This window comes from Streptomyces tatrensis, from assembly GCF_049310065.1.
Lineage (GTDB): Bacteria > Actinomycetota > Actinomycetes > Streptomycetales > Streptomycetaceae > Streptomyces.
Map to the genome: position 1 here is coordinate 934543 of NZ_JBMDLB010000007.1, position 26977 is coordinate 961519.

Here is a 26977-nt window from a genome sequence, read left to right on the forward strand (position 1 = left end):
GCCCCGGGTGATCCCCGTGGCCGCGCCCCAGAAGCCGGTCGAGCGCCCCTCCTACCACGCGGCGGCCCGCAAGCCGGTCGAGCACCACATCTCACCGGTGACCTTCACCTTGATGACCGCGACCCCCGCGGTGCTCGCGATCATCGCGCTGCGCCCGCGCTAGAGCAGCCGCATTCCACCCCGCAATCGATTGGGAGTCATCTTGTCGGAATGGCTCGTCCTGTCCCTCGCGATGGCCGCCGCGTGTGCCGTGGTGCTGTCCATCGCCTTCTTCAACCAGCGCCGGATCGGTGAGGACGACGATCCCAGCGAGACCCCGGACGTCATCGAGTACATGACGATGATGATCGGCGTGATCTACGCGATCGTGCTGGGCCTGGCGATCGCCGGCGTCTGGGAGGGCCGCGGGGCCGCCCAGGAGTACGTGCGCCAGGAATCGCAGGCCCTGCACGAAATCAGCGTCCGCTCCGAGGTCTACCCGGCCGAGGTCCGCAAGAAGATCAGGTCCGACGTCGACGCCTACGTGACCTACGTCGTCGACACCGAATGGAAGGAGATGGCCGAGAACGGCGAACTGACGGACCGCAGCGGGGAGCTGCTGGAACGCATCCGCCGCGATGTGACGGACTACGAACCGCAGACCGACCACGAGGGCCAGGCGTACCAGCCGCTCGTGGACCAGGTCGCCGTGGTCGACGACGCGCGCAACGCGCGCGGCCTCAGCGCCGGGGCCACCATGCCCGGGGTGGTCTGGTTCGGCCTGATCGCCGGGGCCCTGGTGACGGTGGGCCTGATCTTCACCCTGCAGATCAGGCGCTCGTTCCGGGAACTGCTGCTGGCGGGGCTGTTCAGCGCGCTGATCGCGTTCCTGCTGTTCCTCATCTGGGACTTCGACGCACCCTTCGGCCGGGGCATCGCCGCCACCGCCGAGCCGTTCCTCTCCCAGTTCCCGCATCTGGGCCTGAGCGGCTGACACGGCGTCGCCCCTGCGGCCGTAGTACGCCCCACCGCACCGCACCGCACCGCACCGCACCGCACCGCACCGCACCGGGGAACCGACCGCCCCCCACCGCGGCACGGCAAACCGGGGACGGGCCTCCCGTCCCCGGTTCGGCCTACCGCCATGCCCCATTCGCCCGCTCCTGATCGCGGGTCACCGCGCCCGGACCTAGCGTGGCGGACATCGAGGCGCACGACCCCCCACGTGCGGAAACCGTTCCGCGGCTGCTCCTCGGGGATCCGGAGAATCAACCATGGGCGCGATACCCACCTCCCCCACAGCCCTGTTGGGCGCCGCCGCGGCGGGCGCCCTCCTCGTGTTCGGCGCGGCGGCCGCGCCCGCCGCGCGTGCGGCCGAAGCCGCGCCCATCACCTCCTTCGGTTTCGCCATCACCCCCTCGACGGTCGCCCCCGGCGGCCAAGTGGTGCTGTCCGTCACCGGCTGCAACGCCGCCTTCGCCACCGTCTCCTCCGGCGTCTTCGACACCGTGAGCATCGACCGGGGCAAGACCGCACGGGTCACCGTGGACCAGGACGCGCGGCGCGGAGCCCAGTACTCCGTCTCCTTCACCTGCGCCGGCGAGACCGGCTCGGCGGACCTCACGATCACCGGCGGCACCGGCAGGCCCACGACCAGTTCCACCGTCGGTGCCCGCAAGAGCCCGAGCGCGGTCGCCGGTACGAGTACGGGTACCAGCGCCGGCACCGGTACGGGCGCTTCGCGCCCCGCCGCCCTCGGCGTCCGCGGAGGCCTCGGCGGCAGCATCGCCGGGCTCGATCCGCTGGAGCTCGGCGCCGGCGCGGGACTCGTCCTCGGCGGGCTGGTCGGTCTCGGCTACGCCCTGCGCCGCCGCGACATCCGCCGCGTCCACTGACCGCGCCGCACCACCGGCCCACACCCATCCCACCCGCACACCCCCACCCCACCCCCGCGATCCTCCCGAAACCGCCGGTCGCCCCGTGTCCTGGCCAGGACACGGGGCGACCGGCGGTTGTCCGGGCCGACCGGGGAGGTCGGCCGGTCAGGCCCGGCCGCGGATCGGGCGCCGACGGCGCATCACGTGGGCGCCGGCACCGAGGGCCGCCGCACCGACGAGGCTCGCGCCGATGGCGGTCTCGGTGGTGGACGGGCCGAGGGAGCCGCCGATGCCGCCCTGGGCGCCTCGGCCGTCCAGGATCGTGAAGCGGTGCGTGGCGACCAGGCTGTTGTCGTGGCACTTGACCGACAGTGTGTGGTGCCCGGGCGAGGCGTGGTTGAAGATCCGGACGGTCGCGAAGCCGATGGAGCCGGCCGACAGGTTCGTCTGCGGAAAGTTGCCGTGCGAGAAGACGATGCCGCCGTGGTGGCAACCGGCCGCGCTGACCTGCATCGTGGAGCCCTGGTGCACGGAGTACGGGTTGACGGTGACATTGCTGGGCCCGCCGTTGCCTCCCGAGGGCGGACCGCCCGCAGGGTTCGCGGAGGCGAATGGGGCACTGAGGGCGATGGCGGCGCAAGTGGCCGCCGCGGTCACGGTAAGAGCGCGGAGAACACGCATGGTGGAACCTCCAGCGGGAAGCGCCCCGGAGCGGTGGCCCGGGCAGATCGACGAGAACGCCTCCCATCACGAACCCTCGGCTCGGTCCGCAACCAGCGCATTTCCACCTTTGGGCCGCAAGGTTGAGCGACACGCCGATGCGCGGACGCGTTTGCTGACGGATCCGCAGGTCACGACCCGTCAGGCATTTATGTGACGATTACCTGGATGGGCGCACCCCTTCCGGCCCCACCACCCGTTCGCCCTTCCCCGATCGCCGTCCCGCACGCACCGCCTTAGCGTGCGTGAAGTAGGGCGTGAAGGGGTGGGACAGGAACGCGGGTCGGGACCCCCGCGTCGGGAAGGGAGAACCATGCTCGAGGACGAGGGTGAGAGGCCACCGAGGAGGCGCTCCCCCTGGGGTGCGATCGCGCTGGTCATGCTCAGCGGCCTCGCCATGATGCGCAACGGAGCCGAGGCCGGCGACGGCCCCCCGCAGCCGGCCGCCGCGGCGGCGGTCAGCGCACCGGCCGGGTCGGCGGTCGGGCCGCAGGCCGACCAGGCGCCCGCCGAGCCGCCCGTGCCGCCGCCGGACATGGAGGTGCTGGGCCACTCGTCGGTCCAGCGCATCCGAATCCCGTCGATCAGCGTGGACGCACCGGTGATGACGGTCGGGCTGGACGCGCAGGGCTGGATCGACGCACCGCCCCCGCAGGACAAGAACCTGGCCGGCTGGTACCTGAACGGCATCTCGCCGGGCCAGCAGGGTTCGGCGGTGATCGTGGGCCACGTGGACAACGCGCAGGGTCCCGCGGTCTTCTACGGGCTGGGCTCGGTCCAGAAGGGCAGCCGCGTCGAGGTGGCGCGCTACGACGGCCGCACGGCGGTGTTCGAGGTGTACGGCGTGGAGGTCTTCTCCAAGAACACCTTTCCCGGATCCCGGGTCTACGGGGACGCCGGGCACCCGGAGCTCCGGGTGATCACCTGTGGCGGCGGCTACTCGAAGGGGCGCGGCTACGACGGCAACGTCGTCGTGTTCGCGCGGATGGTGGAGGCCCGCTGACCCACCCGCGCGGCGACGGACGGCGCCGCCGCGCGGGGGGTACGCCCAGTACGGCCCCTCAGTGCGGCGGCAGCTCCGGCAGCGTCATCCGGAATCCCCGTCCGAGCAGTTGCGGCAGGTAGCTCGCCAGCGCCTGCACGCTCTGCGAGCGGTTGCCGCCCGCGTCGTGGTTCAGCACGATCACCCCGGGCGCGGCCTGCTTGAGGACCCGCGACACGATCGCGGTGGTGCCCGGCTCCTTCCAGTCCAGGGTGTCCACGGTCCAGGCGAGCGGTTCCATGCCGAGCTCCGCGCCGATCTCGAAGGCGGCCCGGTTCCATGCCCCGTAGGGCGCCCGGAACCACAGCGGAGCCGTCCCGACGGCCTGGTGTACGACCTCGCTCGTCCGGCCGATCTCGGAGGCCATCGCCGGCCGGCTGATCTTGGTGAGCTGCGGATGGGTCCAGGTGTGGTTGCCGATGACGTGTCCCTCGGCCACCATCCTGCGCAGCAGGTCCTTGTTGTCCACGGCCATCTCCCCGCAGACGAAGAACATGGCCCGCACGCCGTGGCGCGCGAGGGTGTCCAGGATGCCCGGGGTGTAGCGGGGGTCGGGCCCGTCGTCGAAGGTGAGGGTCATGGCGCTCGCCGACCCACGTTGGGCGTCGGCGGGCAGTTCCAGGATCGGCCGGCTCCGTACGGCGGGCTTCGCCGCGGGCGCGCGCTCCGGGGCCCCTTCGGAGGTCATCGGCTCGAGCCGGTACGGGGATCCGCGCGGGAACTGCGGCAGCTGGCCGGGGGCTCCGGTGAGGGGTCCGGGGCCTGCGGCTCCGCCGGGCACCGCCCCGGGTCCGGCTCCTGCCGCGGGGGTCCCCGCGCCCGATGTCGGGAGATCGTTTTCGCCGCCCGTCAGCAGCCCTGCGGCGGCGGCGACTCCGAGGAAGACGGCGGAACGCAGGAGCATGCGTCGCCCTACTGTCGGCTCGTCATTTTTCATTACTACTACGTATCAACGACATCGCCGCAGATGTCGAGAGGCGCGGACACGGCCCCCGCCGCTCACCCGCTCGGAGCAGTCCCTCCGGCCGTCGCCGCCGGTCAGCCCCGCCGCACCAGCGGGAACGGCAGCGTCTCCCGGATCGTCAGACCCGTGAGGAACATGACGAGCCGGTCGACGCCGATGCCCAGGCCGCCGGTCGGCGGCATCGCGTACTCCAGCGCGTCCAGGAAGTCGTTGTCGAGCTCCATCGCCTCCGGGTCCCCGCCCGCCGCCAGCAGCGACTGCGCGGTCAGCCGGCGCCGCTGCTCGACGGGGTCGGTCAGTTCCGAGTAGGCGGTGCCCAGTTCGGTGCCGAAGGCCACCAGGTCCCAGCGCTCCGCGAGCCTGGGGTCCTTGCGGTGCTGCCGGGTGAGCGGGGAGACGTCGGTCGGGAAGTCCTTGTAGAAGGTGGGCAGCTTGGTCCGCTCCTCCACGAGCCGCTCGTACATCTCCAGGACCACGTCGCCCCGGGTGTTGTCGGGGGTGTGCGGCACGGCCGCGCGGTCGCACAGCCGCCGCAGGACGTGCTCCTCGGTGTCGGCGTCGACCTCCTCGCCCAGCGCCTCGCTGATCGCCCCGTACATCGTCTTGACCGGCCAGGGCCCGGAGATGTCGTGGACGACGAGCTTTCCGTCCGGTCCGGCCTTGTGCGCGATGGGCGAGCCGAAGGCGGCCGTGGCGGCGCCCTGGATCAGCTCGCGGGTCAGGTCGAGCATCACGTCGTAGTCGGCGAAGGCCTCGTAGGCCTCCAGCATCGTGAACTCGGGGTTGTGCTTGTAGGAGACGCCCTCGTTGCGGAAGGTGCGGCCCATCTCGAAGACCTTCTCCATGCCGCCCACGCACAGCCGCTTCAGGTACAGCTCGGGCGCGATGCGCAGGTACAGGTCGAGGTCGTAGGCGTTGATGTGGGTGCGGAACGGCCGGGCGTTGGCCCCGCCGTGGATCTGCTGGAGCATCGGGGTCTCGACCTCCAGGTAGCCCCGGTCCAGCAGCCCCTGCCGCAGGGCCTGGACGGCGCTGGACCGGGCCCGTACGACGTCGCGCGCCTCGGGGCTGGCCACCAGGTCGAGGTAGCGCCGGCGGACCTTGGCCTCGGGGTCGGCGAGGCCCTTGCGCTTGTCGGGCAGCGGGCGCAGGCACTTGCCGGTGAGCTGCCAGGAGTCGACGACCACGGACAGTTCGCCGCTCTTGCTCGCGCCGACCTCGCCGCTCGCGACGACGTGGTCGCCGAAGTCGACCTGGGAGGTGAAGGTGCCGAGCACGGCGGCGCCCGCCTCGTCCCGGGTGAACATCAGCTGGATGTCCCCCGACCAGTCCCGCAGGACGGCGAACACCACGCCGCCGAGGTCGCGTACGACCATCACCCGTCCGGCGACGGTGACCGGCGAGCCGGTGCGGGAGCCGGGCGGGTAGCCGGGGTGCGCGGCCTTCAGCTCGGCGACCGTGTGGGTGCGCTGCCGGATGCCGACGGGGTACGGGTCGGTGCCGGCGGCCCGGATCCGCTCCAGCTTGTCGTGCCGGACCCGGACCTGTTCGGGCAGCCGCTCGGACCGCGCTCCCGCGCCGTCCTCCTCCCCTGCGGATTCCAGCCCGAGGGATTCGATGGGCGGCAGGCCGGCGGTGGTGGCGGGGGCGGTGAGCCCGCGCGGGTGGCCGTTGCCCCACAGGGTGCGCATGCTCGGTACGGAGACGAACCCCTCGGCGATGCCGGAGGCGAGGCTGACCCGGGCGAGCGAGCCGGCGTCCTGGAAGCAGAGGAACCGCGGGTACCACTCGGGGCCGTACTTGACGTTCGAGCGGTACAGCGCCTCCAGCTGCCACCAGCGGGAGAAGAAGAGCAGCAGCTTGCGCCACACCTTCAGGACGGGACCGGCGCCGATCCGGCCGCCCTCTTCGAAGGCGGAGCGGAAGACGGCGAAGTTGAGGGAGATGCGGCGCACGCCCAGGCCCGGGGCGGCCGCGCAGAGCTCGGCGACCATGAACTCCATGACCCCGTTGGGGGCGGCCCGGTCGCGGCGCATCAGGTCGAGGGAGATGCCGTCCTTGCCCCAGGGCACGAAGGAGAGCAGGGCGATCAGCTCGCCCTTGTCGTCGAAGGCCTCCACGAGCAGGCAGTCCCCGTCGGCGGAGTCCCCGAGCCGGTCGAGGGCCATGGAGAAGCCGCGTTCGGTCTCGGTGTCGCGCCATTTGTCGGCCCGGTCCACGATCATCTGCATCTCGTCCTCGGAGAGGGCGGAGTGGCGGCGGATGACGGTGCTGGCCCCGGTCCGCTTGACGCGGTTGACGGCCTGGCGGGTGACGCGCATGTCGCGGCCGTCGAGGTCGAAGTGGGCGACGTGCAGGATGGCCTCGTCGCCGAGTTGGAGGGCGCCGAGCCCGGAGCGGGCGTACGCGGTCGCCCCGTCCTCGGAGGCGCCCATGACGGCGGGCTGCCAGCCGTAGCGGCGGGCGACGGCGAGCCAGGCGTCGATGGCGGGGGTCCAGGCGGCCGGGTCGCCGACGGGGTCGCCGCTGCCGAGGCAGACGCCGGCCTCGACCCGGTAGGTGACGGCGGCCTTGCCGTTCGGGGCGAACACGACGGCCTTGTCGCGCCGGGTGGCGAAGTAGCCGAGGGAGTCGCCCCGCCCGTAGGCGCCCAGCAGGGCCCGGATGCGGGGCTCTTCGTCCCCGTGCAGGGCGGCGGTCAGCCGCTGGGAGCGGAAGAGGGTTGCGGCGGCGTTCAGCAGGGCGAGGGCGCCGAAGAGGCCGAGCAGGAAGTACAGGGGCCTGGCCGGGTGTCCGTCGAACTGCCGGGCCGAGAACAGCCCGCCGAAGACCTGCTTGGCGGACCAGTCCAGCCACTGCCCCTTGGGCAGGGTGCCCGGGAACAGCGCGACCAGGCCCCAGCCGAGGAAGACCGCCGCGAGCAGGCCGAGCCCGAGCACGAGCATGGCCCGCCACAGGGCCCCCGGCCGGGAAGCGGCGTTGAACTCCTTGCGCGCGCCGATCAGGATCACGAGGGCGGCGATCGCGAGGGCCATGGAGGAGAAGCCCACCCAGTAGTCCTCGGCGGCGACGGTCAGCACGTCGACCAGGACCAGCAGGGCCAAATAGGTGACGACGATCCACCAGGCGACCTTCTTGCGCATGCCGAGTGCGGCGGCGAGGAGGAAGAGGAAGACGGCGTAGGCGAGGTTGGCGCTGACCGGCACGACGATGGCGTCGAGGAAGCGCACGACGGGCCGCAGCAGGCGGCGCAGCGCCGGGGAGAGGGCCAGCAGGGCGCAGAACAGCCCGAGCGTTCCGAAGAACGCTCCGAAGGCGTCGGGCACCCGGTTCAGGAAGCGGCTGCGGCTGCCGCGCGTCCCGCGCGTCTCCTCCACGGTGGCACTCATGGTTCGCACTGTAAGGAGGGCCGCGCCCCTTCGCGCGGTGAGCGGGTCAGGGCGTGTGGCACCACACGCCCTAACCTCGGAAGGGTGACAGAGGACGTGGGTACGGGATTCGAGCGCGGTACGGACGGTCCGAAGGTGATCCTCGCCGGGGTGGACGGTTCGCAGTCCTCGCTCCGCGCGGCCGCCTACGCGGCGGGGCTGGCCCGGCGGCAGAACGCGCTGCTGGCGCTGGTGTACGTCCAGCCGGTGATGCCGGCCGGAGCCTCGCTGGGGGCTCCGGTGTCGGAGGCCACCGAGGAGATCGCGGAGGGGCTGGTGGCCGAGATCCGGGAGTCCGCGGAGCGGCTGAAGGGCGTCTACGACGTCCGCTGGCAGTTCCACACCTTCCGCGGGGACGCGTACGCCGGGCTGGTGGGCGCGGCGGAGGAGCTGATGGCGGACGCGGTGGTGGTCGGGGCCTCGGAGCAGGCCGGGCACCGGATCGTGGGCTCGGTGGCGATCCGCCTGGTAAAGGCGGGGCGCTGGCCGGTCACGGTGGTTCCGTAAACGGTGGGCGACCACCGCATTTCTTTGCCTGCGCAACATGATCACCGTAGACGTCGGCGCCGCTGCTGACGTATGTTCGGGCAGCTCGGACGGCCTGTAGGCCGTTCCGCTTCCCTGTCATACGTCGCACATGTTCCCGTGGGGGGTACTTCGTCATGTCCTCGATCGCGCCCGGTCCGTCGCCGTCACCGTCGCCCTTTCCGCCGTCCCGGCCCGCCCAGGTCCTGCGCTCCCCGCAGGCGACCGCGACCGCGGTGATCGTGCTGCTGTCCGTGGGAGCGGTGTTCACTCTGCTCTCGGCCTGGGGAAAGCTGTACAGGTGGCAGCAGATAGAGGAGGTGCTCGCCGATCCCCAGAGCATCATCCACGGCGAGATCGTCTCGCACGACATCCTCATCAACCTGGTCGGATTGGCCGAGAGCCTCACGATGCTGGCGACGATCGCGGTCTTCATCGTGTGGTTCCACCGGGTCCGCTGCAATGCCGAGGTGTTCCGCCCCGACGGCTTCAGTCAGTCCGCCGGCTGGGCCATCGGTGGGTGGTTCGTCCCGATCGCGAACCTCTTCTTCCCGTACCGGACGGCACGGGAGACCTGGAACGCCAGCACGCAGAACGCGCCCGACGGCTCCTTCCGCTCCGTCTCGGGTGCCCCGGTGGTCGCGTGGTGGCTGGCATGTGTGGCCGCCTGGCTCCTCAACGGGCTCGGCTCGTACGAGTACAGGCAGGCGGTCGGTGGCGAGGCGGTCCGCGACGCCTCTGCCCTCGCCGTGGTCGCGGACCTGGTCATCGTCCTGGCCGCCGTGCTGGCCGTCCTGTTCGTGCGCAAGCTGACCGCGCTCCAGGCCGTCAAGGCCGCCCAGGGTCCGAACGCCGCGGCCTGACCCCGCCCCCTCGGTCCCTGGGCGGCCCCCCTCCAGCCCCCTTCGGGCCTACTTCGCCATCGTCAGCCCGTCCTTGGCCGCGCCGCGGCCGAGGACGGCCTCGGTGATCTCGTCGCGGGCCTCCTCGTAGTCCTCGCGGCCGGGCGACTGGGCGAGGGCGGCCGGGAGGTTGACGACCCGGCCCGCTCCGAGGTCCATCATCTGCGGGACGAACTCGGCCTTGGTGACCTGCCAGCGCTGCCCGGGGGCGGCCGGCGGGGCGAAGGTGAAGCGGCCGATGGAACCGTAGTTGCCGCGCATGTCGCGGGCGCCGCTGTAGTTGAACATCTCGCCGGCCACCTGGTCGCCCATGCCGTAGACGATCCAGGTCCCGTTGACCTTCTCGTACGCTTGCGGAATGTGGGCGTGCGTGCCGAGGATCATGTCCACGTCGGGGCGGCCGCCGGTCTGCGAGGCGGTCAGCGCCTTGCCGAGCGCGAGTTGCTTCTCGTCCGGTGCGGTCTGCCATTCGGTGCCCCAGTGGAGGCTGACGAGGACCACGTCGGCGCCCGCCTTCCGGGCCGCCCGGGAGTCCGCGATGATCTTCTCCTGCTCCATCAGGTTGACCGCCCAGGGCTGGCCCTCGGGCATCGGGTAGCCGTTGGTGTCGTACGTGTACGCGAGGTGCGCGACCTTCGCGGAGCCCGCCGCGTACATCGTCACGGTGCCCGCCTCGGCCTCCGTACGGGCCGACCCCGCGTGCTTCAGACCGACCTTGTCGAAGCGGTCGAGGGTGCGCTTCAGCCCGGCGCGACCACCGTCGAGGGTGTGGTTCGAGGCCGTGGAGCAGCCGTCGTACCCGGCGTCCTTGAGGCCGTCGGCGACCTCGGGCGGGGACTGGAAGGCGGGGTAGCCGGTGAACGGGCCGCCATCCGGCCCGTAGATGGTCTCCATGTGGCAGAGGGCCAGGTCGGCGGCCGAGACGATCGGCTTGACCGCGGAGAACATCGGCCGGAAGTCGTGGCCGTCGCCGTCCGCGTCGGAGGCCGCCCGCCGGATGACCGACTCGTGGGGCAGCACGTCGCCGCTCGCGACGAGGGTGAAGCCCTTCATCGAGCCGGCGGCGGGGGCCGTGGTCGATCCGGGAGCGCCGGAGGGCGCCTGGGTGGTCCGGGACCCGCCGAGGCGGGCCGGCGCGGGGTCCCCGCCGGCAGAACAGCCGGCTACGGCCGACAGCACCACGGCGGTCAGCAGTGCGAGGGCGTGGCGGGTGCGCGCGGTCATCGGTCCCAGCTCTCCTTGATTAATACGACTACATGATCTTCCGTCAATCCATAGAAAGAGACGCCTGAAGTCAAGGAACGGCTCCGCCGGCCGGCCGCACACTCACCCCAATGGCCGTTCGGCGCGCCGTTCGACCGTTCACCGCCCGGCGCGGCCGCCCACCGGATGACCCGGGTGCTTGGGCGCACCGTCCGGGCGGGACGGTTCCGGGCGGGCCCGGTGCAGGTCAGGGTGGATCCGTCGACCTCGACCACCCCCGCACCGCCCCCCGGAAGGAGCCTCCCGTGCCCCTTGCCCCCGCCCTCCGACACACCGACCCCGAGGCACTGGCCGAACTCCAGCGCGAACACGGACGGGCCCTGTTCGGTTTCCTGCTGGGCCTGACGGCCGGTGACGCCCAGCGCGCGGAAGACCTCGTGCAGGAGACCCTCCTGCGCCTCTGGCAGCATCCGGAGGTCCTGGGGAGCGACTACGAGTCCCTGCGGCCCTGGCTGTTCACGGTGGCCCGGCGGCTCGCCATAGACGCCCGCCGGGCACGCCTGTCCAGGCCCCTGGAGGTGGACCCGACGGGGCTGGAGCAGGCACCGGCGCCGGGGGACGCGGTGGCGGGCTCGGTGACCGCCATCGACGTACGCCGGGCGGTGGGATCACTGGGGCCCGAGCACCGGGACGTACTGGTGCAGGTCTACTTCCAGGACCGCTCGGTGGCCGAGGCCGCGGCGGAGCTCGGCATTCCGGCGGGTACGGTCAAGTCCCGTACGTACTACGCCCTGCGCGCCCTGCGGAAGGGCCTCCAGGGCTACGGGTACGGACTAGGTGCCTGAGGGCCGGCGCCCGGGGCGTTGCCAGTGCCGGCTGCGGGACGCGGCGTCGGCGCCGACGAACTCGCCGCCGCCGTACGACCGCTCGTCACCACCGTGCGCGTCGAACCCCTCGGCGACGACGCGGCCTTGTGGGGGCGCGCGGTGACCGACGAACGCCACGCCGTGATCGCCACGGTCTGACCGGTCCGGTTCCGGAGGAGGACCCACGGCCCGACGACCTACGACGAACGCGTCAAAGAATGGCCTGAACGCCGTCGAAGCGGACACGAACCGCATCGAAACAGGCATGGGAGCGTTCAAGTTGAGTAAACATCCCCCGATCCGCGAGCCGCGCAAGGAAGGCTCGGCGTTGACGGCGGGAAGACTCGACGCTTGCGGGAGAAGGTGGAACGGTGCAGCCCGAGGGTACGAACGGCACCAGTGACGGTGGGCTCGCGGTGCCCATGGCATGGCTCTACGCGGAGTACATCGCCGACGAACTGCTGCGCACGGGCCGGCTGATCCCGGTCAGCACCCTGGAGTTCCGCGCCGGACGCGACACGCTCGCGCTGACCATCTACCTCTCGGACGCCGCCGGCGAACTCTCCGGGATCCGGGTCGTCTCGCAGCTCGACGAGTGGATGTCGCTGACGGCGTACGGGCACCCCTGGCGCGACTGGGTCCACACCCGGTTCCTCGCGCTGGGCGAGGAGGCCCGCGAGCGCGGCCGGGGCGAGGACCCCGACCTGGAACTGGCCCGGGCGGCCTGGCGCTGGCTGGACCACACGGAGCTGTTCGCCACCAACCTCGACCCGGGGCGCCACGGCCACGCCGACACCCCGCCGGGCCTGGACGAGAACGCCCGGGTCTGGACCCCGGCCTGGCAACTCGGGCTCCCGCTGGGGCACTTGGCGATGCACCTGTTCTGAGGGCGCGTACGTGCCGCGCCCGGCCCGCTACTGCGGCCGGCGCGGCCCCGGCGGCTCCGTCGGGTCGGTGACCAGCCCGGTGAAGGCGGCCTCGTTGCGCTCGGCCCGGATCACGTAGGCGCGGGCGACGCACCACAGCACCGGATACACCAGGACCCCGAGCACGACCCAGACCAGCGGGCCCGACGCCACCCGCGGGACCAGGAACAGCAGGGGCAGCAGGCCCACCAGGAGGACGAGCGCGGCCAGGGCGCCGAGTCCGGCGCGGAGCTGGCTGCGCATGAGGGCCCGTACGTAGGTGGCTCCGAGGGTGGTCTGCTCGGAGATCTCGGAGCGGGCCGGCGTGTGCGCCGGGGGCCTGCGGCGGCTGCCGCGCGGGACCCCCGTGACGACCTCCCTCCGGGGCGGCTGCGGCTGCTGCTCCTCGGCCATGGGCCGGAGTCTAACCGGAGCCGGGCCGCCCGGAACCCTCCCGGGAAGGGCCCCGGGACCTACTTCAGCAGCTTCGACAGCCGCCGGTCGGCGAGCGGCTTGCCCCCGGTCTGGCACGTGGCGCAGTACTGGAGCGAGGAGTCGGCGAAAGAGACCGAGCGGACGGTGTCCCCGCACACCGGGCAGGGCTCGCCCGCGCGGCCGTGGACCCGCATCCCGCTCTTCTTCTCTGCCTTGAGGCGTCCGGCGGCCACTCCGTGCGCCCGCTCGACGGCCGTGCGCAGGGTCTCCTCGACGGCCGCGTACAACTGGTCCACCTGCGCCTCGTCGAAGGAGGCGGCCAGTTTGAAGGGCGAGACCTTGGCGTGGTGGAGGATTTCGTCGCTGTAGGCGTTGCCGATGCCCGCGATGACGCTCTGGTCGCGCAACACGCCCTTGATCTGCCGCCGTTCCCCGGCGAGCAGCGCGCCGAAGGCCTCGCGGCCGAAGTCCTCGGAGAGCGGGTCCGGGCCGAGCCGGGCGATCCCGGGGACCTCCTGCGGATCGCGGACCACGTACACGGCGAGCCGCTTCTGGGTCCCGGCCTCGGTGAGGTCGAACCCGCCGCCGCCCTCCAGGACGAGGCGCAGGGCGAGCGGCCCCTTGCCGGGTCGCGGCGGCCGGTCGGGAACGGTGTCGATCCAGCGCAGCCAGCCGGCCCGGGCGAGGTGGGTGACGAGGTGCAGTTCGCCGATCCGCAGGGCGAGGAACTTGCCGTACCGGGCCGTGGCCCCGGCCCGCTGCCCTTCGAGCGCGGTCAGGGGCGGGTCGTACGTCTTGAGCACGCTCACGGCGAGCGGGAGGACGCGCTCGACCACCCGCCCGGCGAGGTGCTCGTCGAGGAACCCCCTCAGGGCCTCGACTTCGGGCAGCTCGGGCATGCCCCCAGCCTGCCGCGGCCCCGGGCGGAGCGCGAGCCGGGGACGTCCCGGTGCGGAAACGGTGTGGCAGTCGAGTCGCCCGCGCCGGTACTGTCCGCTCTCCGAGCAGCCGTACCAGCGGCCTTCCGCACCCGGAGAGCGATTCACATGACCAGCCGGCGAGCAACGACGACCCTGTGGCGCCCCACCGGCCCCGAGGAGCTGGACCTGGTCCGCGGCCTGAACTGGCGCGCTTGGCCGCCCCGGCTCCCCGAGCAGCCGATCTTCTACCCGGTCCTCAACGAGGACTACGCGATCAGGATCGCGAGGGACTGGAACGTGAAGCACAGCGGCGTCGGCTTCGTGACCCGGTTCGAGGTCGAGTCCGAGTTCCTGAGCCGGTACCCCGTCCAGCAGGCCGGGGGACGGACGATCCTCGAGCTGTGGGTTCCGGCCAAGGAGTTGGACGACTTCAACGCTCACATCGTCGGCGCGATCCAGGTGGTGCACGAGTTCCGCTGAGGCAGCGGCAGCGGCAGCGGCAGCTCACGGCATCGTGAACTCGCACCACACGCACTTGCCGCTCCCCCGCGATTCCACGCCCCAGACGTCCGCCAGCCGGTCCACCAGCATCAGGCCGCGTCCCGAGACCCCGGAGTCGCCCGCCTCCCTGCGCCGGGGCAGGGCGCTGGAGCGGTCCTCGACCTCGACGCGGAGCCTGCGTTCGGGGCCGCTCAGGACCCGCAGCGTCACGATGGCGGGACCGTCGGTGTGCATGAGGGCGTTGACGATGAGCTCGTCGGCGATCAGCTCGATCTCGTCCGCCCGGTCCCGCGCGCCCCACGCCCGCACCGCCGCGCCGATCATGTGGCGGGCCGAAACGAGGGCTTCGGGGTCGCCGGGGGCCACGTGCTGCTGGAGCCGGCCGCCGGCCTGCTGGGCCTCCTCGGCGTCGCGGCGGAGCAGCAGCAGGGCCATGTCGTCGTCGCCGCCCCGGTCGTCGACGACCTCGCACAGCCGGTCCGCGAGCAGGGCCAGGTCGGCCGGTCCGGTGCGGACGAGGGAGGCGAGGAGGCGGATGCCGTCGTCGAGGTCGGCTCCGGGTTGTTCCACCAGGCCGTCCGTGCACAGCAGAAGCGTTTCCCCCGGTCCCATCTCGACCGTGGTCACCGGGTACTCCAGCAGCCCGAACTCCGCGGACAGCCCCAGCGGCATCCCGCCCTCCAGCGCGAGGCGCTCGCAGCCGCCGTCCCGGGTGCGCATCAGGGGGTCGATGTGGCCGGCCCGGACCAGTTGCAGCACCCCGGTCGAGAGGTCGGCCTCGACGTACGTGCAGGTGGCGAAGCGGTCGGTGTCCAGCTCGTGCAGGAAGACGGAGGCCCGGGCCATGACGGTGGCGGGCGAGTGCCCTTCGGCGGCGTAGGCGCGCAGCACGATCCGCAGCTGGCCCATGACCGCCGCCGCGTGCGTGTCGTGGCCCTGGACGTCGCCGATGACCGCGCCGACCCGGCCGCCGGGCAGCGGGATGACGTCGTACCAGTCGCCGCCGATGTCCCGGCCCATCCGGGCCGAGCGGTACCGTACGGCGATCTCGGCGCCCGGTACCGAGGGGATCCGGCGCGGCAGCATCGCCTGCTGGAGACCCTCCGCCAGATCGTGCTCCTGCTCCAGCAGCATCGCCCGCTGGAGGCTCTGGGCGATGCTGCTGCCGAGCGCGACGAGCAGGTTCCGCTCCTCCTGGGTGAAGCCGTCCTTGTCCCGGTAGAGCAGGCCGATCGCGCCGATCGGGCGGGCCTGGGCGATCAGCGGCAGGTAGGCGGCCGCCGAGATGTGCATGGACGAGATCTTCGCCCAGAGCCCGGGATAGCCGGCGGCGAACTCGGCCGCGGAGTCCAGGAAGCGCGGCTGGAGCGAGCGCACCACCTCGCTCATCGGGTACTGCTCGTCGATGCGGGTGTAGCGGGTACCGGGGACGAAGCTGCCCGCGGGGCCCTCGGCGACGAGGTGGATCCGGCCGGCTTCGACCAGTCCCATCACCATGCCCATGGACCCGAGCCGTTCCAGGCCGTGGGCGTCGCCGAGCGCGTCGATGACGTCCTGGACGGTACGGGCGTGCGCGAGCGCGGCGGTGGTGGACTCGACCACGGACGTCTGGCGGCGCCGCTCCTCGTCCAGCCCGAGGCGTTCCGCCGAATGACTGAGCTCGTCGGTGGCGTCGCGGACGATGCCGATGATCCGGTACGGGCGGCCGTCCGGGCCGCGCATGACCCGTCCCTGGGTGTGCGTCCAGCGCAGTTGGCCGTCGTGGCAGCGGATGCGGAAGTAGGCGCCGTAGCTGTCGACCCCGCTCTTGAGGGCCGAGGAGACCAGCGCGTCGAGCCGGGCACCCTCGGCGGGCGGGACGCGCGGCGACAGCGAGCCGGGCCGGCCGTCGTAATCCTCGGGGGTGGTGTCGAAGACCTCGAGGGCGGCCGAGTCCATGTGCATGAGACCGGTGACCAGGTCCCAGTCGAAACTGCCCATGCGGTTCAGCGAGAGGGACCGGTCCGGGTGTGCGGGCCAGTCCTCCGGCAGCGATACGGCGGTCGGCACCGGTCCACCATGACACACGGGCCGGTCAGGCGCTCTCCAGGTACTGGCCGTCGTACGGGGCCGAGGGCTGCTGCTCGGGGACGGAGTAGGGGTCGGCGTACGGGTCCGCGTACGGGTCCGCATAGGGGTCCGCGTACGGATCGCTCGGCTGCGGCGACACCCCGTCGGGGCCCACCAGGGTCCCCGGGTCGCTCGGGGTCTGGCCGGGCAGGTCGGAGGGGATGTCGGTGGGCACGTCCGAGGGCTGGTCGGTGGCGGGCGGCGGGGCCGTGGGCGGGCCCGAGGGGATGCCGGACGAGGGCTGGTCGGGGGTCACCGGGGTGTTCGGGGTGTTCGGGGCCGTCTGCGGGGAGCCCGGCGGGCAGTCGGCCGCGTTCGGGGCGGGGCTGCGGCCGGGGCTCGGCGGGCCGGTGGGCGGCGGCTCGGTGCGGGCGAGGCTGTTGCTCTCCGGGGTCCGGCACGGTTCGGCCGGCGCGGTGCCGGGCGGGGTCGCGGGACCGGCGGGGATCCCGTCGGCCGGGTCGTACGGGGGCGGCGTCCGCGGGGTGCGGTCCTGGGCTCCGTCGTCGCCGGCCGTGCGCTCGATCCAGGTGTTGTCGGCGATGTTCACGATGACCAGGTTGTTGATCACCTGCATGGTCGGCTCGATGACCACGACCTGGGTGGGCTGGTAGCCGCTCCAGGGTTCCCCCTTGAGCACCGGCGCGCCGGGGGCGGCGCGTGGCGAGAGGAGCGGGTTCCCGCAGGCGCAGCGGACGCGGGGCATGCCGTGGTCGTCGACGAGGACGGCGGTGCCGGCCTGGAGGACGGACTGGAAGGCGTTGGCGTTGCCGCCGACGAAGCCGTGGTTGGTCACCCGGGTGTCGGCGCGCAGCACGACCGGGGTGAGGCCCCGCAGGAAGTCGGGGATCTGCTCCTGCTCCACCTGGGAGGCCCGGGCGAAGGCGCGGGCCTTGGCGTCGTCGGCGGTCAGGGACTGGACCTGCGCCTCCACGTCGCAGCTGCCGAGCCGCTGGGTTCCGCCGTACAGGCCGGGGGTGGCCGCGTTGACGGTACGGATGCCCCGGCCGGTCGCGTTGGGCAGCGGGGGCTGGACGGGGGCCGATTCGCCGGTGGCGGAGGAGGAGGTGAAGGGGTCCGGGCCGGCCGAGGCCACGGGCTGGAGGTGGACGTCCTGGCTCTCGGCGGCGGGGCCCTTGGTCCGTCCCTCTTCGCCGGAGGCCCCGCAGGCCGCGGCGAGGAGTCCGAGGACGGTGAAGAGGGCCGCACGGGCCGGTGCGTGACGACGCGGCGCCTGACGAGGTGTCGGTGCGTACACGTTGCATCTCCCTTTTCGCCCCGGTTGCTCCCTCTTGTCTGCCGCATGTCCGGGGTGGCCGCAACCGGAGATCACGCACCGGACCCTCTCTTGAACATGTTCAAGAGAGGGTCTAGGCTCACGATCGTGAGTTGAACGCGTTCAATGCGTTCGTTCCTGGGAGGGGGGATCCTCGGTGACCGTGCTCGTGAATCTGATCGTCACCCTGGGCATGCTGTACGTCGTCCCGGCCGGCCTGCGCCTGATCGATCCGGTCCGGTTCAGCCGGACGGCCCGGCTGTGGCCGCTGTTCGCGGCCCCGGGAGCGGTCTGCCTGTGGCTGCCCCGGGGAGCCACGGCCACGGCCCTCGCCGCGCTCTACGCGGCGGCCGCGCTGGCCCTCGCGGTACGGGCCGCGGTCCCGGCGGTACGGACCGTGGTCCTGTCGGTACGGTCCTCGGCGCGGGTCCCGGACCCGTCGGTGCGGGTACCGGCCGCGTCTGCGCGGGTCCCGGACCCGTCGGCGCGGAGCTTGACCCGTACCGGCGCACCCGGTCGGGCTCTCGGGCCCGCCGAGGTGGCCGTGCTCACCGCACTCGTGGCGCCCTCGGTCGCCGGGACGGCGCTGGTCGCCGAACGCGCCGGGTACCGGCTCTTCGGCTTCGACCTCGACATCCTGGCCCTGACCGTGCCGCACTTCCACTTCGCCGGTTTCGCCGCGGCCCTGGTCGCCGGGCTGGTGTGCCGGGCCTGCGCCGACGGAGCCCTCGCGCGCTGGGCGGCGTACAGCGTCCCGGCCGGGACGGCGCTCGTGCTGCTCGGCTACTTCATCGACGACTGGGCCGAGCTGGTGGGCGCCGTGACGCTGACCGGCGGCATGTGGGCGGTGGCCCTGCTCACCTGGCGGGACGTCCGCCCGGGGGCCGCCGTGCGCGACCGGATCACCGGCGCGCTGCTCGCGAGCTCGGCGGCCGTTCTGGTGGCCACCATGCTGCTCGCCCTGTGGTGGGCGCTCGGCGAGGCCACCGGGATCGTGCACCCCACCCTGACCTGGATGGCCGCGACCCACGGGCTCGGCAACGCCCTCGGCTTCGGCCTGTGCTCGCTGCTGGCCTGGCGCCGCCTGACCACCCGCCCACCCGGACCGCCTGCGGGGGCCGACCTGCCCGCACCCGCCGCCCTGCCCGCACCGGCCGCCCTGGCCGACCGAACGGAGATCCCGGCATGAGCCGCCTCATCAGCGAAGGCCGCAGCGCAGGCCACAGCGTAGGCCGCAGCGTAGGCCGCAGCACCTTCAACTACCCCGACCGGGGCGCCACGGCCCGGCGGCCACTGCCCGCCGGGTACCACTTCACCCACCACCGCACCCGGATCGGGCAGGGGCAGGCCGCCTTCGACGCCGCCGGGGCGGCCGTCACCACCTTCCGCGCGCACCGCGCCTCGGGCATGCTCGTCACCGCCGGAGCGTTCCCCGTCCGGCCCGGCGACCGGGTCGTGGTCGGGATCGGGATCGGCCCGGTGCGGATCGACGCCCCGTGCGAGGTGATCTGGACCGCGTACGAACCCCGCCGGACCGGTTTCGCCTACGGCACGCTCGCCGGGCATCCCGAGAGCGGCGAGGAGTCCTTCGTCGTGGACATGGAGCCGGACGGCTCGGTGTGGTTCGAGGTGAACGCCTTCAGCCGCCCGGCAACCTGGTACACCCGCCTCGCCGGCCCGGTCGTCCCCTTCCTCCAGCAGGCCTACGCCCGCCGCCTCGGGCGGTACGTGCGGCGCCTCGCCTCGGGCGCCCGGCCCGCGCCGGCCCGATACTGGAGGGGATGGAATGGTTCACGGCGCCGGGATACTGGCTGGGGCGGCTGATCTTCCAGCGTGCCCTGGCCGGCGTCTACCTCGTCGCCTTCACCGGGGCCGCCCTGCAGTTCCGCGCACTGATCGGGGCGCACGGCATGCTGCCCGTGCCGCGCCACCTGCGGTACGTGCCCTTCCGGCGCGCCCCGAGCCTGTTCCACCTCCACTACTCCGACCGGTTCTTCGCCGTCTGCGCCTGGACCGGGGCCGCCTTGGCGGCGGCGCTCGCCGCGGGGGCCGGGGACGCGGTGCCGCTGGGCGCGGCGATGGCGATGTGGGCGCTGCTGTGGCTGCTGTACCTGTCGATCGTGAACGTGGGGCAGACCTGGTACTCCTTCGGCTGGGAGTCGCTGCTCCTGGAGGTCGGCTTCCTGGCCGTCTTCCTCGGCAACGCGCGGGCGGGGCCACCGGTGCTGGTGCTGTGGCTGCTGCGCTGGGTGGTCTTCCGGGTGGAGTTCGGCGCGGGGCTGATCAAGATGCGGGGCGACCCCTGCTGGCGCCGGCTCACCTGTCTGTACTTCCATCACGAGACGCAGCCGATGCCCGGTCCGCTGAGCTGGTTCTTCCACCACCTGCCGAAGCCGCTGCACCGGGTGGAGTGCGCCGCGAACCACGTGACCCAACTGGTCGTGCCCGTCCTGCTGTTCACCCCGCAGCCGGTGGCCTCGTACGCCGCCGGGATCATCGTGGCGACCCAGCTGTGGCTGGTGGTGTCGGGGAACTTCGCCTGGCTGAACTGGATCACGATCACGGCGGCCCTGCCGGCCATCGACTTCGGCGCGCTCGCCGGCGACCCGCCGCCGGCCGCCTCCCGGCAGGGCCCGCTCTGGTACGTGGTGCTGGTGTGCGCGATGACCGCGCTGGTGCTCGTGCTGAGCCGGCACCCGGTGGCCAACATGATCTCGCGCGGCCAGGTGATGAACCGGTCCTTCGACCCCCTCCACCTGGTGAACACTTACGGGGCGTTCGGCACGGTGGGCCGGATCCGCGAGGAGGTGGTGGTGGAGGGCACCGCGGACCGGTGGCCCCGGGAGGACGGCGCGTGGCGGGAGTACGGGTTCAGGGGCAAGCCGGGTGACGTGCGCCGGATGCCGCGCCAGTTCGCCCCGTACCACCTGCGCCTCGACTGGCTGATGTGGTTCGCGGCGCTCTCCCCCGGCTACGCCCGCGACTGGTTCGGGCCGTTCGTGGAGCGGCTGTTGGCGGGCGACCGGGACACCCTGAAGCTGATCCGGTACAACCCCTTCCCGGACGCACCGCCGCTCTACGTCCGGGCACGGCTGTACCGCTACCGGTTCACGACCTGGCGGGAGCTCCGCGAGACCGGGGCGTGGTGGCACCGCACGCTGGTGCGCGAGTACCTGCCGCCGACCCGGCTCGCGGAGGCGTCCTGGTCGGAGCCCCGGCCGGAACCCCGGTCGAAACCCCGACCGAACCCCCGGTCAGAGCCCGAGTAGCGCCGCCTCCCGCTCCGCCGATATGCCCTTCTGCGGCCGGTCGGGCCGGTGCGGGGCGACTCCGCCGAGCGTCTGCAGCCAGGTCCAGGTGTCGGCGACGGTCTCCTCCACCGGGCGGCAGACGAGGCCCGCCTCCAGAGCCTTGGTGACGTCCCCGCCGAACATGAAGTCGTGCAGCTCGCCCTCGGGAAGGTAGATGGGCAGCTCGGTCCAGGGCTCGATGCCCGCCTTCTCGATCAGCGCCGAGTCGGTCCAGCGCGGATCGAACTCGGCGCCGGTGGCGGTGGCGGTGGCGCAGGCCTCCAGCAGGCTGCCCATGGTGGCGTGGCCGACCGGGGAGACCAGGTTGTAGGCGCCGCCGAGCCCGGCCGCTCCCGCGTCGAGGGTCCAGCGCGCCAGGTCGCGCACGTCGATGTACTGCAGTTGCAGTTCGGGGTGCCCGGGAGCGACGACGGGGCCGCCGCGGGCGACGCGGTTCAGCCACCAGGGCAGCCGGCCGACGTTCTCGTACGGGCCGATGATCAGCCCGGCGCGCACCAGCAGGGCGCGGTCGCCGAAGGCGTCCAGGGCCGCGAGTTCGCCGCCGCGCTTGTCCTCGGGGTAGGCGGTGGCGTCCGCGTCGGGCGAGCCCTCGACCAGCGGGCCGCTCTCGTCCAGACCGGCGGGGGCGGGGTAGGAGTACACCGAGCGGCTGGATATGTACGTGTACCGGCCGACCCGGCCGTGCAGCAGGCGGGCGCTGTCGCGGACGGCGGTGGGGGCGTTGCCCCAGGTGTCGACGACGAGGTCCCACTCCCCCTCGACGAGGGCGTCCAGGCCGCCGGGGGCGGTGCGGTCCCCGTGCAGGGCCTTGGTGCCCGGCGGGGGCGCGTGGTTCCCGCGGTGGAAGACGGTCACTTCCCACCCGCGGCTCAGGGCGTCTTCGGTGATCGCGCGCCCGACGAATTCGGTTCCACCCAGCATCAGCAGCTTCATGCAGGTCAGCCTGCCCGGGGCCGGTGGTCCGCATAACCCTTGATCGCCCACAGCGATGACGCCCACGGCGTACCGATACCGGGAACTTCCGGGCGCCGTCCGACATGGAACGGAGCCGTCATCGAGCGCCCGCCGCTCCCCCACCGCAGACCGCCGCCCGCCGTCCCGGGTCTTCACACCGGGGACGACGGGCGGAACGCACCGTACGGATCTGGAGCGTGATCAGTCGATCCCGGGCAGGATGTGCGGCTCCGCGAGGTCGTCCTCGTAGCCGGCGAGACGGATCGGAGCGGACCGGGCCCAGACCTCCAGGTTGCCGAGGGTCTCGGGGCGCTTCGTGCTCCGCGTCCCGGTCCGTTCCCTGGCCGTCTGGTCGGTCGTCGTGAGTTCTGGCGTCACCGCGCACTCCTTTGTGTCGCGTAACCCGGCGGGCGAACCGCGCGCGGGTGCGGGAAGAGGGGGTTTCCGGACGCGGTGGCGCCTTGCTGGAGCGAGTGCCCGTGTGGGGCTCTCATGGCGATCAGAGTACACATATGAGCGCACCCCCGCTCGATGGAAAGGTAAAATCCGCTCCGGACAGCTTGTTTTCTCCACGAGTTCATCACCTCGCACGGCGGCGCGTCGTGTACGGCTGATCTGCTCGACGGCGCCATACGGGTGATGCGCGGTCGGGCGACGGAGGGAACGACAGTGGCGAAGTCCGAAGTGCCGGTGGTCGTCGGAAGCGTCGGGGAGCTGATGGACCTGCTGCGGGGCGAGCACGGCGATGGTCACGGGCTGCGGGTGGCGGCGCTGCTGCGCCGGTCGCACCCCTTCGACAAAGAACTGCAGGTCGCGGGGCTGTTGATCCACCACCCCGCGGAGGCGATCCGCCCCCTGCTGGGCGAGCGGGTGGCCCGGCTCGTACGGTTCCACGGCGCGGGGCTCCACAGACCCGGCACACCGCCGCCCGGGCCGGACCCCGACGCGGAGTCCCTCGGTCACGCGGCCGAAGCGGGCCGGTCCGCGGGCCTGGACGCGGGCGTGCTGGAGGACTGGCGCCCGGTGCTGGAGCTGGTCGCCGCCGGGGCCTACGGCCGTACGGCCTGAACAGATGAGCGCCCCCGGTCACCCTCTCGGGGAGGGTGACCGGGGGCGCTCATGTGACGCGGGGCGGGTGACCGGGGCCTGGCGGCCCTGGGACGCGCGGCCTACCAGTTGGCGGGCGCGTAGTCCTTGAGGAAGATGCCGTACAGGTCCTCGCCGAGCTCGCCGCGGACGATCGGGTCGTAGACCCGGGCCGCGCCGTCGACCAGGTCGAGGGGGGCGTGGAAGCCCTCCTCGGCGAGGCGGAGCTTGTCGAAGTGCGGGCGCTCGTCGGTGATCCAGCCCGTGTCGACCGAGGTCATCAGGATCCGGTCGGCCTGGAACATCTCCTGGCCGCTGGTCCGCGTCACCATGTTCATCGCGGCCTTGGCCGCGTTGGTGTTCGGGTGTCCCGCGCCCTTGTAGCCGCGGCTGAAGACGCCCTCCATCGCGGAGACGTTCACGATGTACGCCCGCCCGCCGTCCGACTTCCGGGCCGCCTCGGCCATGGCGGGCCGCAGCGCGCTGATCAGGATGAACGGCGAGGTGTAGTTGCACAGCTGGGTCTCGAGCAGCTCCACCGGGGAGATCTGGTCGATGGTCTGCACCCAGGTGTTGCTGTCGACGACGTCGGGCAGCAGGCCGCCCGCGTCGATGGCGGTACCGGCGAGGTGCCGCTCCAGGCTGGCGTTGCCCGCGACCAGTGCGAGGTCGGCGACCTTCTGCGCCTCGAGCCCGCTCACGCCGACGGGCAGCGCCGCCAGGCCGTCGACCGCGCCGGAGTTGAAGGCGCCGATGACGTGGTGGGCCGGGAGCTCGCCGGCCGGCAGCGGGGCGCTCTCCCCCTCGACCAGCGCCGCGTACGCGGACGGCAGGCGACGCACGGTCTGCGTCGCGTTGTTGATCAGGATGTCGAGCGGACCGTCCGCGGCCACCTGGTCGGCGAGCGCCACGGACTGGGCCGGGTCGCGCAGGTCGATGCCCACGACCTCCAGGCGGTGCATCCAGTCCGCAGAGTCCTCCATCGCCTTGAAGCGGCGGATGGCGTCCTTGGGGAAGCGGGTGGTGATCGTGGTGTGCGCGCCGTCGCGCAGCAGCCGCAGCGCGATGTACATGCCGATCTTCGCGCGGCCGCCGGTGAGCAGCGCGCGCTTGCCGGTGAGGTCGGCGCGGGCCTCCCGCTTGGTCCGGTTCACGGTGGCGCAGTCCTGGCAGAGCTGGTGGTAGAAGTAGTCGACCTCTACGTAGCGCGTCTTGCAGACGTAGCAGGAGCGAGGGCGCTGGAGGACTCCGGCGATCCGGCCGGCCTCCGTGACCGAGGAGGGCAGCAGGCCCTCGGTCTCGTCGTCGATGCGCTCGGCCGAGCCGGTCGCGGTCGCCTCGGTGACGGCCCTGTCGTTGGCGGTCTTGGCGGCGCGGCGGTCCTGGCGGCGGCGCTGCTTGACCGTCCGGTACAGACCGGCGGTGGCGCGGCGCACGGTGATCGCGTCCGGGTGGTCGACGTCGAGCTTGTCGAGCTCGTCGAGCACGCTCAGGCAGAGGGCCAGGCGGTCGGGGTCGATGCCGGGCCCGAAGGCGTGGCCCTGCTCCTGGCTGTCTTCGGTCACCGTCATACCCGCTGCGTTCCTTGATCAGTCGTCCGCGTCCGCCGGATGCGGAAGTCCCCAAAAGGGCTAGTGTACGGATCCCCCACGGGGGAAGACAAACGCACTCCCGCGCTCGCGGCTACTGCGTTCGGAGTACGACCAGGGGCGTACCCGTGCCCGCCTTGAGGGGGAGGAATAGCTCTCCGGACTCGGGCATTGTGACTTTTATGAGTGCCCTAGCGTTTTCGGTCCTGCTGTGCCTGGTGTCCGCCGTGGCGTATGCGGCCGGAGCGATCGTCCAGGAGCGGGTCGCGTCCGGTACGACGGGCCTGCCGTACGCCCCGGTGCGCAGGCCCGCCTGGTACGCGGCGATCGCGCTGAACGGCCTCGGCGCCCTGCTGCACGTGGTGGCGCTGGCCTACGGGCCGCTGAGCCTGGTACAGCCGCTCGGCGCGCTCACCATCGTCTTCGCGCTCCCGATGGCCGCCGTGTTCGTACGGCGGCGGGCGGGGGCCGCGGCCTGGCGCGGGGCCGTGCTGGCCACGGCCGGGCTCGCCGGGCTGCTGGCCCTGACGGGCGGGGGCGGGCGGGCCGAGCAGTCCCTGTCGGGCCAGGAGCAGAGCCTGCTCCTGGCGGCGACCGGCGCCCTGGTGTCCGTACTGTTCCTGGCCGCGCGCCGGGTGCGGCGGGTCACCGCACACAGCGTGCTGCTGGCCACGGCGGCGGGAGCCGCCTTCGGGATGGGCTCGGTGTTCACGAAGTCGGTGGCCGAGAGCTTCTCGCCGGACGCGCTGGTCACGCTCTGGCCGGAGCTGACCGCGATCGCCGCGCTGGCCGCCACCGGACTGCTGCTGTCGCAGGCGGCCTACCGGGGCGCCGGGCTGACCGCGCCGCTGGCCACCGTGACGGTGGCCAACCCGGTGGTCGCGGCGGCGGTCGGCATCGCGCTGTTCGACGAGGGCTTCCGCTACGGGGCGGCCGGCGCCGCCGCGGCGCTGGTGAGCGCGGCGGTGGCGGCGACCGGGCTCGTCCTGCTCACGGTCGCGCCCCGGGACGCGCGCGTACCCGTGGCATCGGGAGCGGCGCCGGCTGCAGCTCCGGCGACGGCTACGGCCGAAACCCGGACTCCGGTTTCGGCCGCGGCCCCTGCCTCAGATGGAGACTCCGTGCGCCCGCAGGTACCTCAGCGGGTCGATGTCGGTGCCGTAGCCGGGTCCCGTACGCATCTCGAAGTGCAGGTGCGGCCCGGTCGTGTTGCCGGTCGAGCCCGAGCGGCCGATCCGCTGTCCGCCGGAGACCGCCGAGCCGGCTTTGACCGAGAGCGCCGAGAGGTGCGCGTACTGGGAGTACCGGCCGTCGGTGTGCCGGATGACGACCTGGTACCCGTACGCACCGGCCCAGCCCGCTGAGACCACCTGCCCGTTGCTGACGGCCTTGACGGTGGTGCCGGTGGCCACCGGGAAGTCGATGCCGGTGTGGTAGCCGCTGGACCAGGCCGAGCCCGAGGCCCGGTAGGAGGTGCCGAGGCCCGCGTCGACCGGGGCGCTGAAGGCACCGGAGGGGGCCTTCGGCTTTTCCGCGGGCTTTTCGGCAGGCTTTTCGGCCGGTTTCCTGCCGGCCTGCTCGGCGGGCTTCGCCGGTGCCACGGGCTTCACGGGCTCGGCCGTGCGCGGCGGCTTCTCCGGATTCGGCGCGGGCTGCGCGGGCGGCGCCGCCGTCACGCGCAGGGTGAGCTTCTGCCCCGGGAAGATCAGGTCCGGATCGCCGCCCAGGACGGCCCGGTTGGTCGCGTAGAGGGACTGCCAGCCGCCCTCGACGTGCTGCTCGGTGGCGATCTCCGACAGCGAGTCGCCGGAAGCAACGACGTACGGGTCGGGCAGCACGGAAGTCCCGGCCGGGCGGGGCGTCGTGCTCTGGGGAGCGGCCTTCGGGGTCGCCTTCGGCGCGGCCTGGGCCGCGACCTTCGGAGCCGTCGCCTTCCCCGGTCCGGTCGCCTTGCCCTGCGCGCCGAGCGCGGGCGCCGGGCCGCTGCGGCTGAGTCCGGCCTTCTTCCCGCAGACCGGCCAGGCCTGCGGGCCCTGACCCTTCAGCACCTTCTCCGCCACGGCGATCTGCTGCGCCTTGGTGGCCAGATCGGCGCGGGCGGCGTACGCGGTTCCGCCGAAGGCGCGCCAGGTGCTCTGGCTGAACTGGAGTCCGCCGTAGTAGCCGTTGCCGGTGTTGATGTGCCAGTTGCTCGTGGATTCGCAGGCGGCGACCTTGCTCCACGTGTCCAGCGAGGCGGCATGCCCCGTGCCCGCTCCGATCAGGGGCAGTGCTATCCCGGCTCCGCCGGCGGTGACGACGAGCGAAGCACGGTTGATGCTGCTCGGCTGATACCGGCGGTGCCGGCCCCGTACACCCATGGGAGCCCCCATCGAAGACATCAGG

26 protein-coding genes and 1 pseudogene are annotated in these 26977 nt (G+C 72.7%); 15 read left to right on the forward strand and 12 right to left on the reverse strand.

The window, feature by feature from the left end:
* Nucleotides 1-16: 16 nt before the first annotated feature.
* The 3 genes from ACODT5_RS08045 to ACODT5_RS08055 all read left to right on the forward strand — a co-directional run bounded on the left by ACODT5_RS08045 (nt 17) and on the right by ACODT5_RS08055 (nt 1874).
* On the forward strand, nt 17-163 hold the full coding sequence (locus ACODT5_RS08045; protein ID WP_422518488.1) for a hypothetical protein: 147 nt from the start codon (nt 17-19) through the stop codon (nt 161-163).
* Between the two features lie 39 nt (nt 164-202).
* On the forward strand, nt 203-973 hold the full coding sequence (locus tag ACODT5_RS08050; protein ID WP_422518489.1) for a bestrophin-like domain: 771 nt from the start codon (nt 203-205) through the stop codon (nt 971-973).
* Nucleotides 974-1253: 280 nt separating this feature from the next.
* Nucleotides 1254-1874: a hypothetical protein gene (locus ACODT5_RS08055; RefSeq protein ID WP_422518490.1), complete on the forward strand. Its 621-nt coding sequence runs from the start codon at nt 1254-1256 to the stop codon at nt 1872-1874.
* Between the two features lie 147 nt (nt 1875-2021).
* Here ACODT5_RS08055 and ACODT5_RS08060 read toward each other — a convergent pair whose 3' ends face one another.
* Nucleotides 2022-2537 (reverse strand): hypothetical protein, encoded by a 516-nt coding sequence (locus ACODT5_RS08060; RefSeq protein ID WP_385368089.1) that lies wholly within the window; start codon nt 2535-2537, stop codon nt 2022-2024.
* A 352-nt stretch (nt 2538-2889) separates the two neighbouring features.
* On the opposite strand from ACODT5_RS08060, the gene ACODT5_RS08065 reads away from it, so the two are divergent.
* Nucleotides 2890-3579 (forward strand): class F sortase, encoded by a 690-nt coding sequence (locus ACODT5_RS08065; protein ID WP_422518491.1) that lies wholly within the window; start codon nt 2890-2892, stop codon nt 3577-3579.
* Nucleotides 3580-3637: 58 nt separating this feature from the next.
* Here ACODT5_RS08065 and ACODT5_RS08070 read toward each other — a convergent pair whose 3' ends face one another.
* Both ACODT5_RS08070 and lysX read right to left on the reverse strand, forming a co-directional pair.
* Nucleotides 3638-4522: a polysaccharide deacetylase family protein gene (locus ACODT5_RS08070; RefSeq protein ID WP_422518492.1), complete on the reverse strand. Its 885-nt coding sequence runs from the start codon at nt 4520-4522 to the stop codon at nt 3638-3640.
* Between the two features lie 134 nt (nt 4523-4656).
* Nucleotides 4657-7971, reverse strand: a complete 3315-nt coding sequence (gene lysX, locus ACODT5_RS08075) for a bifunctional lysylphosphatidylglycerol synthetase/lysine--tRNA ligase LysX (protein ID WP_422518493.1) — start codon at nt 7969-7971, stop codon at nt 4657-4659.
* 84 nt (nt 7972-8055) lie between these two features.
* Here lysX and ACODT5_RS08080 point away from each other — a divergent pair, with 84 nt between their 5' ends.
* Both ACODT5_RS08080 and ACODT5_RS08085 read left to right on the forward strand, forming a co-directional pair.
* Nucleotides 8056-8517: a universal stress protein gene (locus tag ACODT5_RS08080; protein ID WP_422518494.1), complete on the forward strand. Its 462-nt coding sequence runs from the start codon at nt 8056-8058 to the stop codon at nt 8515-8517.
* A 155-nt stretch (nt 8518-8672) separates the two neighbouring features.
* On the forward strand, nt 8673-9398 hold the full coding sequence (locus tag ACODT5_RS08085; protein WP_422518495.1) for a DUF4328 domain-containing protein: 726 nt from the start codon (nt 8673-8675) through the stop codon (nt 9396-9398).
* Nucleotides 9399-9446: 48 nt separating this feature from the next.
* Here the strand turns inward: ACODT5_RS08085 and ACODT5_RS08090 are convergent, their stop codons facing one another.
* Complete coding sequence (locus ACODT5_RS08090) at nt 9447-10661, reverse strand: CapA family protein (RefSeq protein ID WP_422518496.1); 1215 nt, start codon at nt 10659-10661, stop codon at nt 9447-9449.
* A 284-nt stretch (nt 10662-10945) separates the two neighbouring features.
* Between ACODT5_RS08090 and ACODT5_RS08095 the strand changes: the two genes are divergently transcribed.
* The 3 genes from ACODT5_RS08095 to ACODT5_RS08105 all read left to right on the forward strand — a co-directional run bounded on the left by ACODT5_RS08095 (nt 10946) and on the right by ACODT5_RS08105 (nt 12393).
* Nucleotides 10946-11485 carry a sigma-70 family RNA polymerase sigma factor gene (locus ACODT5_RS08095; RefSeq protein WP_422518497.1) on the forward strand — a complete coding sequence of 180 codons (540 nt, stop codon included), beginning with the start codon at nt 10946-10948 and terminating at the stop codon, nt 11483-11485.
* A 24-nt stretch (nt 11486-11509) separates the two neighbouring features.
* Nucleotides 11510-11665 carry a hypothetical protein gene (locus ACODT5_RS08100; RefSeq protein ID WP_422518498.1) on the forward strand — a complete coding sequence of 52 codons (156 nt, stop codon included), beginning with the start codon at nt 11510-11512 and terminating at the stop codon, nt 11663-11665.
* Between the two features lie 263 nt (nt 11666-11928).
* Nucleotides 11929-12393 carry a hypothetical protein gene (locus tag ACODT5_RS08105; protein ID WP_243341408.1) on the forward strand — a complete coding sequence of 155 codons (465 nt, stop codon included), beginning with the start codon at nt 11929-11931 and terminating at the stop codon, nt 12391-12393.
* Nucleotides 12394-12420: 27 nt separating this feature from the next.
* Here the strand turns inward: ACODT5_RS08105 and ACODT5_RS08110 are convergent, their stop codons facing one another.
* Nucleotides 12421-12825 carry a hypothetical protein gene (locus tag ACODT5_RS08110; protein ID WP_422518499.1) on the reverse strand — a complete coding sequence of 135 codons (405 nt, stop codon included), beginning with the start codon at nt 12823-12825 and terminating at the stop codon, nt 12421-12423.
* Nucleotides 12826-12884: 59 nt separating this feature from the next.
* Nucleotides 12885-13745 (reverse strand): Fpg/Nei family DNA glycosylase, encoded by an 861-nt coding sequence (locus ACODT5_RS08115; protein ID WP_422518500.1) that lies wholly within the window; start codon nt 13743-13745, stop codon nt 12885-12887.
* 147 nt (nt 13746-13892) lie between these two features.
* Here ACODT5_RS08115 and ACODT5_RS08120 point away from each other — a divergent pair, with 147 nt between their 5' ends.
* A complete protein-coding gene (locus ACODT5_RS08120) occupies nt 13893-14246 on the forward strand; it encodes a hypothetical protein (protein WP_422518501.1) in 354 nt (117 codons plus the stop codon).
* Between the two features lie 24 nt (nt 14247-14270).
* On the opposite strand, the gene ACODT5_RS08125 is transcribed toward ACODT5_RS08120, so the two are convergent.
* Nucleotides 14271-16334: a SpoIIE family protein phosphatase gene (locus ACODT5_RS08125; protein WP_422518502.1), complete on the reverse strand. Its 2064-nt coding sequence runs from the start codon at nt 16332-16334 to the stop codon at nt 14271-14273.
* 7 nt (nt 16335-16341) lie between these two features.
* Complete coding sequence (locus ACODT5_RS08130) at nt 16342-17634, reverse strand: DUF6777 domain-containing protein (protein WP_422518503.1); 1293 nt, start codon at nt 17632-17634, stop codon at nt 16342-16344.
* Between the two features lie 175 nt (nt 17635-17809).
* Here ACODT5_RS08130 and ACODT5_RS08135 point away from each other — a divergent pair, with 175 nt between their 5' ends.
* The 3 genes from ACODT5_RS08135 to ACODT5_RS08145 are packed head-to-tail and all read left to right on the forward strand — an operon-like array spanning nt 17810 to nt 20921.
* Nucleotides 17810-18841, forward strand: coding sequence for a YndJ family protein (locus ACODT5_RS08135; RefSeq protein ID WP_422518504.1), 1032 nt, complete (start codon nt 17810-17812; stop codon nt 18839-18841).
* Nucleotides 18838-19476 carry a DUF1990 family protein gene (locus tag ACODT5_RS08140; protein ID WP_422518505.1) on the forward strand — a complete coding sequence of 213 codons (639 nt, stop codon included), beginning with the start codon at nt 18838-18840 and terminating at the stop codon, nt 19474-19476. Before ACODT5_RS08135 ends, ACODT5_RS08140 begins: the two co-directional genes overlap by 4 nt.
* Nucleotides 19434-20921 (forward strand): lipase maturation factor family protein, encoded by a 1488-nt coding sequence (locus ACODT5_RS08145; protein WP_422518506.1) that lies wholly within the window; start codon nt 19434-19436, stop codon nt 20919-20921. The genes ACODT5_RS08140 and ACODT5_RS08145 overlap by 43 nt, the downstream gene beginning before the upstream one ends.
* On the opposite strand, the gene ACODT5_RS08150 is transcribed toward ACODT5_RS08145, so the two are convergent.
* Nucleotides 20907-21896: an NAD-dependent epimerase/dehydratase family protein gene (locus ACODT5_RS08150; protein WP_422518507.1), complete on the reverse strand. Its 990-nt coding sequence runs from the start codon at nt 21894-21896 to the stop codon at nt 20907-20909. The genes ACODT5_RS08145 and ACODT5_RS08150 overlap by 15 nt on opposite strands.
* Nucleotides 21897-22118: 222 nt before the next feature.
* Nucleotides 22119-22295, reverse strand: coding sequence for a hypothetical protein (locus tag ACODT5_RS08155; RefSeq protein WP_422518508.1), 177 nt, complete (start codon nt 22293-22295; stop codon nt 22119-22121).
* 312 nt (nt 22296-22607) lie between these two features.
* On the opposite strand from ACODT5_RS08155, the gene ACODT5_RS08160 reads away from it, so the two are divergent.
* Nucleotides 22608-22985 (forward strand): hypothetical protein, encoded by a 378-nt coding sequence (locus ACODT5_RS08160; RefSeq protein WP_422519593.1) that lies wholly within the window; start codon nt 22608-22610, stop codon nt 22983-22985.
* Nucleotides 22986-23086: 101 nt separating this feature from the next.
* On the opposite strand, the gene ACODT5_RS08165 is transcribed toward ACODT5_RS08160, so the two are convergent.
* On the reverse strand, nt 23087-24574 hold the full coding sequence (locus tag ACODT5_RS08165; protein ID WP_422518509.1) for an SDR family NAD(P)-dependent oxidoreductase: 1488 nt from the start codon (nt 24572-24574) through the stop codon (nt 23087-23089).
* 200 nt (nt 24575-24774) lie between these two features.
* Here ACODT5_RS08165 and ACODT5_RS08170 point away from each other — a divergent pair.
* Nucleotides 24775-25557: pseudogene (locus tag ACODT5_RS08170) on the forward strand (DMT family transporter); the annotation flags it as partial.
* Between the two features lie 141 nt (nt 25558-25698).
* Here the strand turns inward: ACODT5_RS08170 and ACODT5_RS08175 are convergent.
* The gene (locus tag ACODT5_RS08175) at nt 25699-26952 is read right to left on the reverse strand and encodes a transglycosylase family protein (protein ID WP_422518510.1); all 1254 of its coding nucleotides are present in this window, start codon (nt 26950-26952) and stop codon (nt 25699-25701) included.
* Nucleotides 26953-26977 lie beyond the last annotated feature (25 nt).

Excerpts from the sequence above, each read along its gene's own strand:
- ACODT5_RS08105 (WP_243341408.1), top strand. The coding sequence starts at position 11,929 with ATGGCATGGCTCTACGCGGAGTACATCGCCGACGAACTGCTGCGCACG.
- ACODT5_RS08090 (WP_422518496.1), bottom strand. The coding sequence starts at position 10,661 with ATGACCGCGCGCACCCGCCACGCCCTCGCACTGCTGACCGCCGTGGTG.
- ACODT5_RS08070 (WP_422518492.1), bottom strand. The coding sequence starts at position 4,522 with ATGCTCCTGCGTTCCGCCGTCTTCCTCGGAGTCGCCGCCGCCGCAGGG.
- lysX (WP_422518493.1), bottom strand. The coding sequence starts at position 7,971 with ATGAGTGCCACCGTGGAGGAGACGCGCGGGACGCGCGGCAGCCGCAGC.
- ACODT5_RS08055 (WP_422518490.1), top strand. The coding sequence starts at position 1,254 with ATGGGCGCGATACCCACCTCCCCCACAGCCCTGTTGGGCGCCGCCGCG.
- ACODT5_RS08085 (WP_422518495.1), top strand. The coding sequence starts at position 8,673 with ATGTCCTCGATCGCGCCCGGTCCGTCGCCGTCACCGTCGCCCTTTCCG.
- ACODT5_RS08115 (WP_422518500.1), bottom strand. The coding sequence starts at position 13,745 with ATGCCCGAGCTGCCCGAAGTCGAGGCCCTGAGGGGGTTCCTCGACGAG.
- ACODT5_RS08065 (WP_422518491.1), top strand. The coding sequence starts at position 2,890 with ATGCTCGAGGACGAGGGTGAGAGGCCACCGAGGAGGCGCTCCCCCTGG.
- ACODT5_RS08060 (WP_385368089.1), bottom strand. The coding sequence starts at position 2,537 with ATGCGTGTTCTCCGCGCTCTTACCGTGACCGCGGCGGCCACTTGCGCC.
- ACODT5_RS08110 (WP_422518499.1), bottom strand. The coding sequence starts at position 12,825 with ATGGCCGAGGAGCAGCAGCCGCAGCCGCCCCGGAGGGAGGTCGTCACG.
- ACODT5_RS08150 (WP_422518507.1), bottom strand. The coding sequence starts at position 21,896 with ATGAAGCTGCTGATGCTGGGTGGAACCGAATTCGTCGGGCGCGCGATC.
- ACODT5_RS08145 (WP_422518506.1), top strand. The coding sequence starts at position 19,434 with ATGGAATGGTTCACGGCGCCGGGATACTGGCTGGGGCGGCTGATCTTC.
- ACODT5_RS08165 (WP_422518509.1), bottom strand. The coding sequence starts at position 24,574 with ATGACGGTGACCGAAGACAGCCAGGAGCAGGGCCACGCCTTCGGGCCC.
- ACODT5_RS08120 (WP_422518501.1), top strand. The coding sequence starts at position 13,893 with ATGACCAGCCGGCGAGCAACGACGACCCTGTGGCGCCCCACCGGCCCC.
- ACODT5_RS08175 (WP_422518510.1), bottom strand. The coding sequence starts at position 26,952 with ATGGGTGTACGGGGCCGGCACCGCCGGTATCAGCCGAGCAGCATCAAC.
- ACODT5_RS08140 (WP_422518505.1), top strand. The coding sequence starts at position 18,838 with ATGAGCCGCCTCATCAGCGAAGGCCGCAGCGCAGGCCACAGCGTAGGC.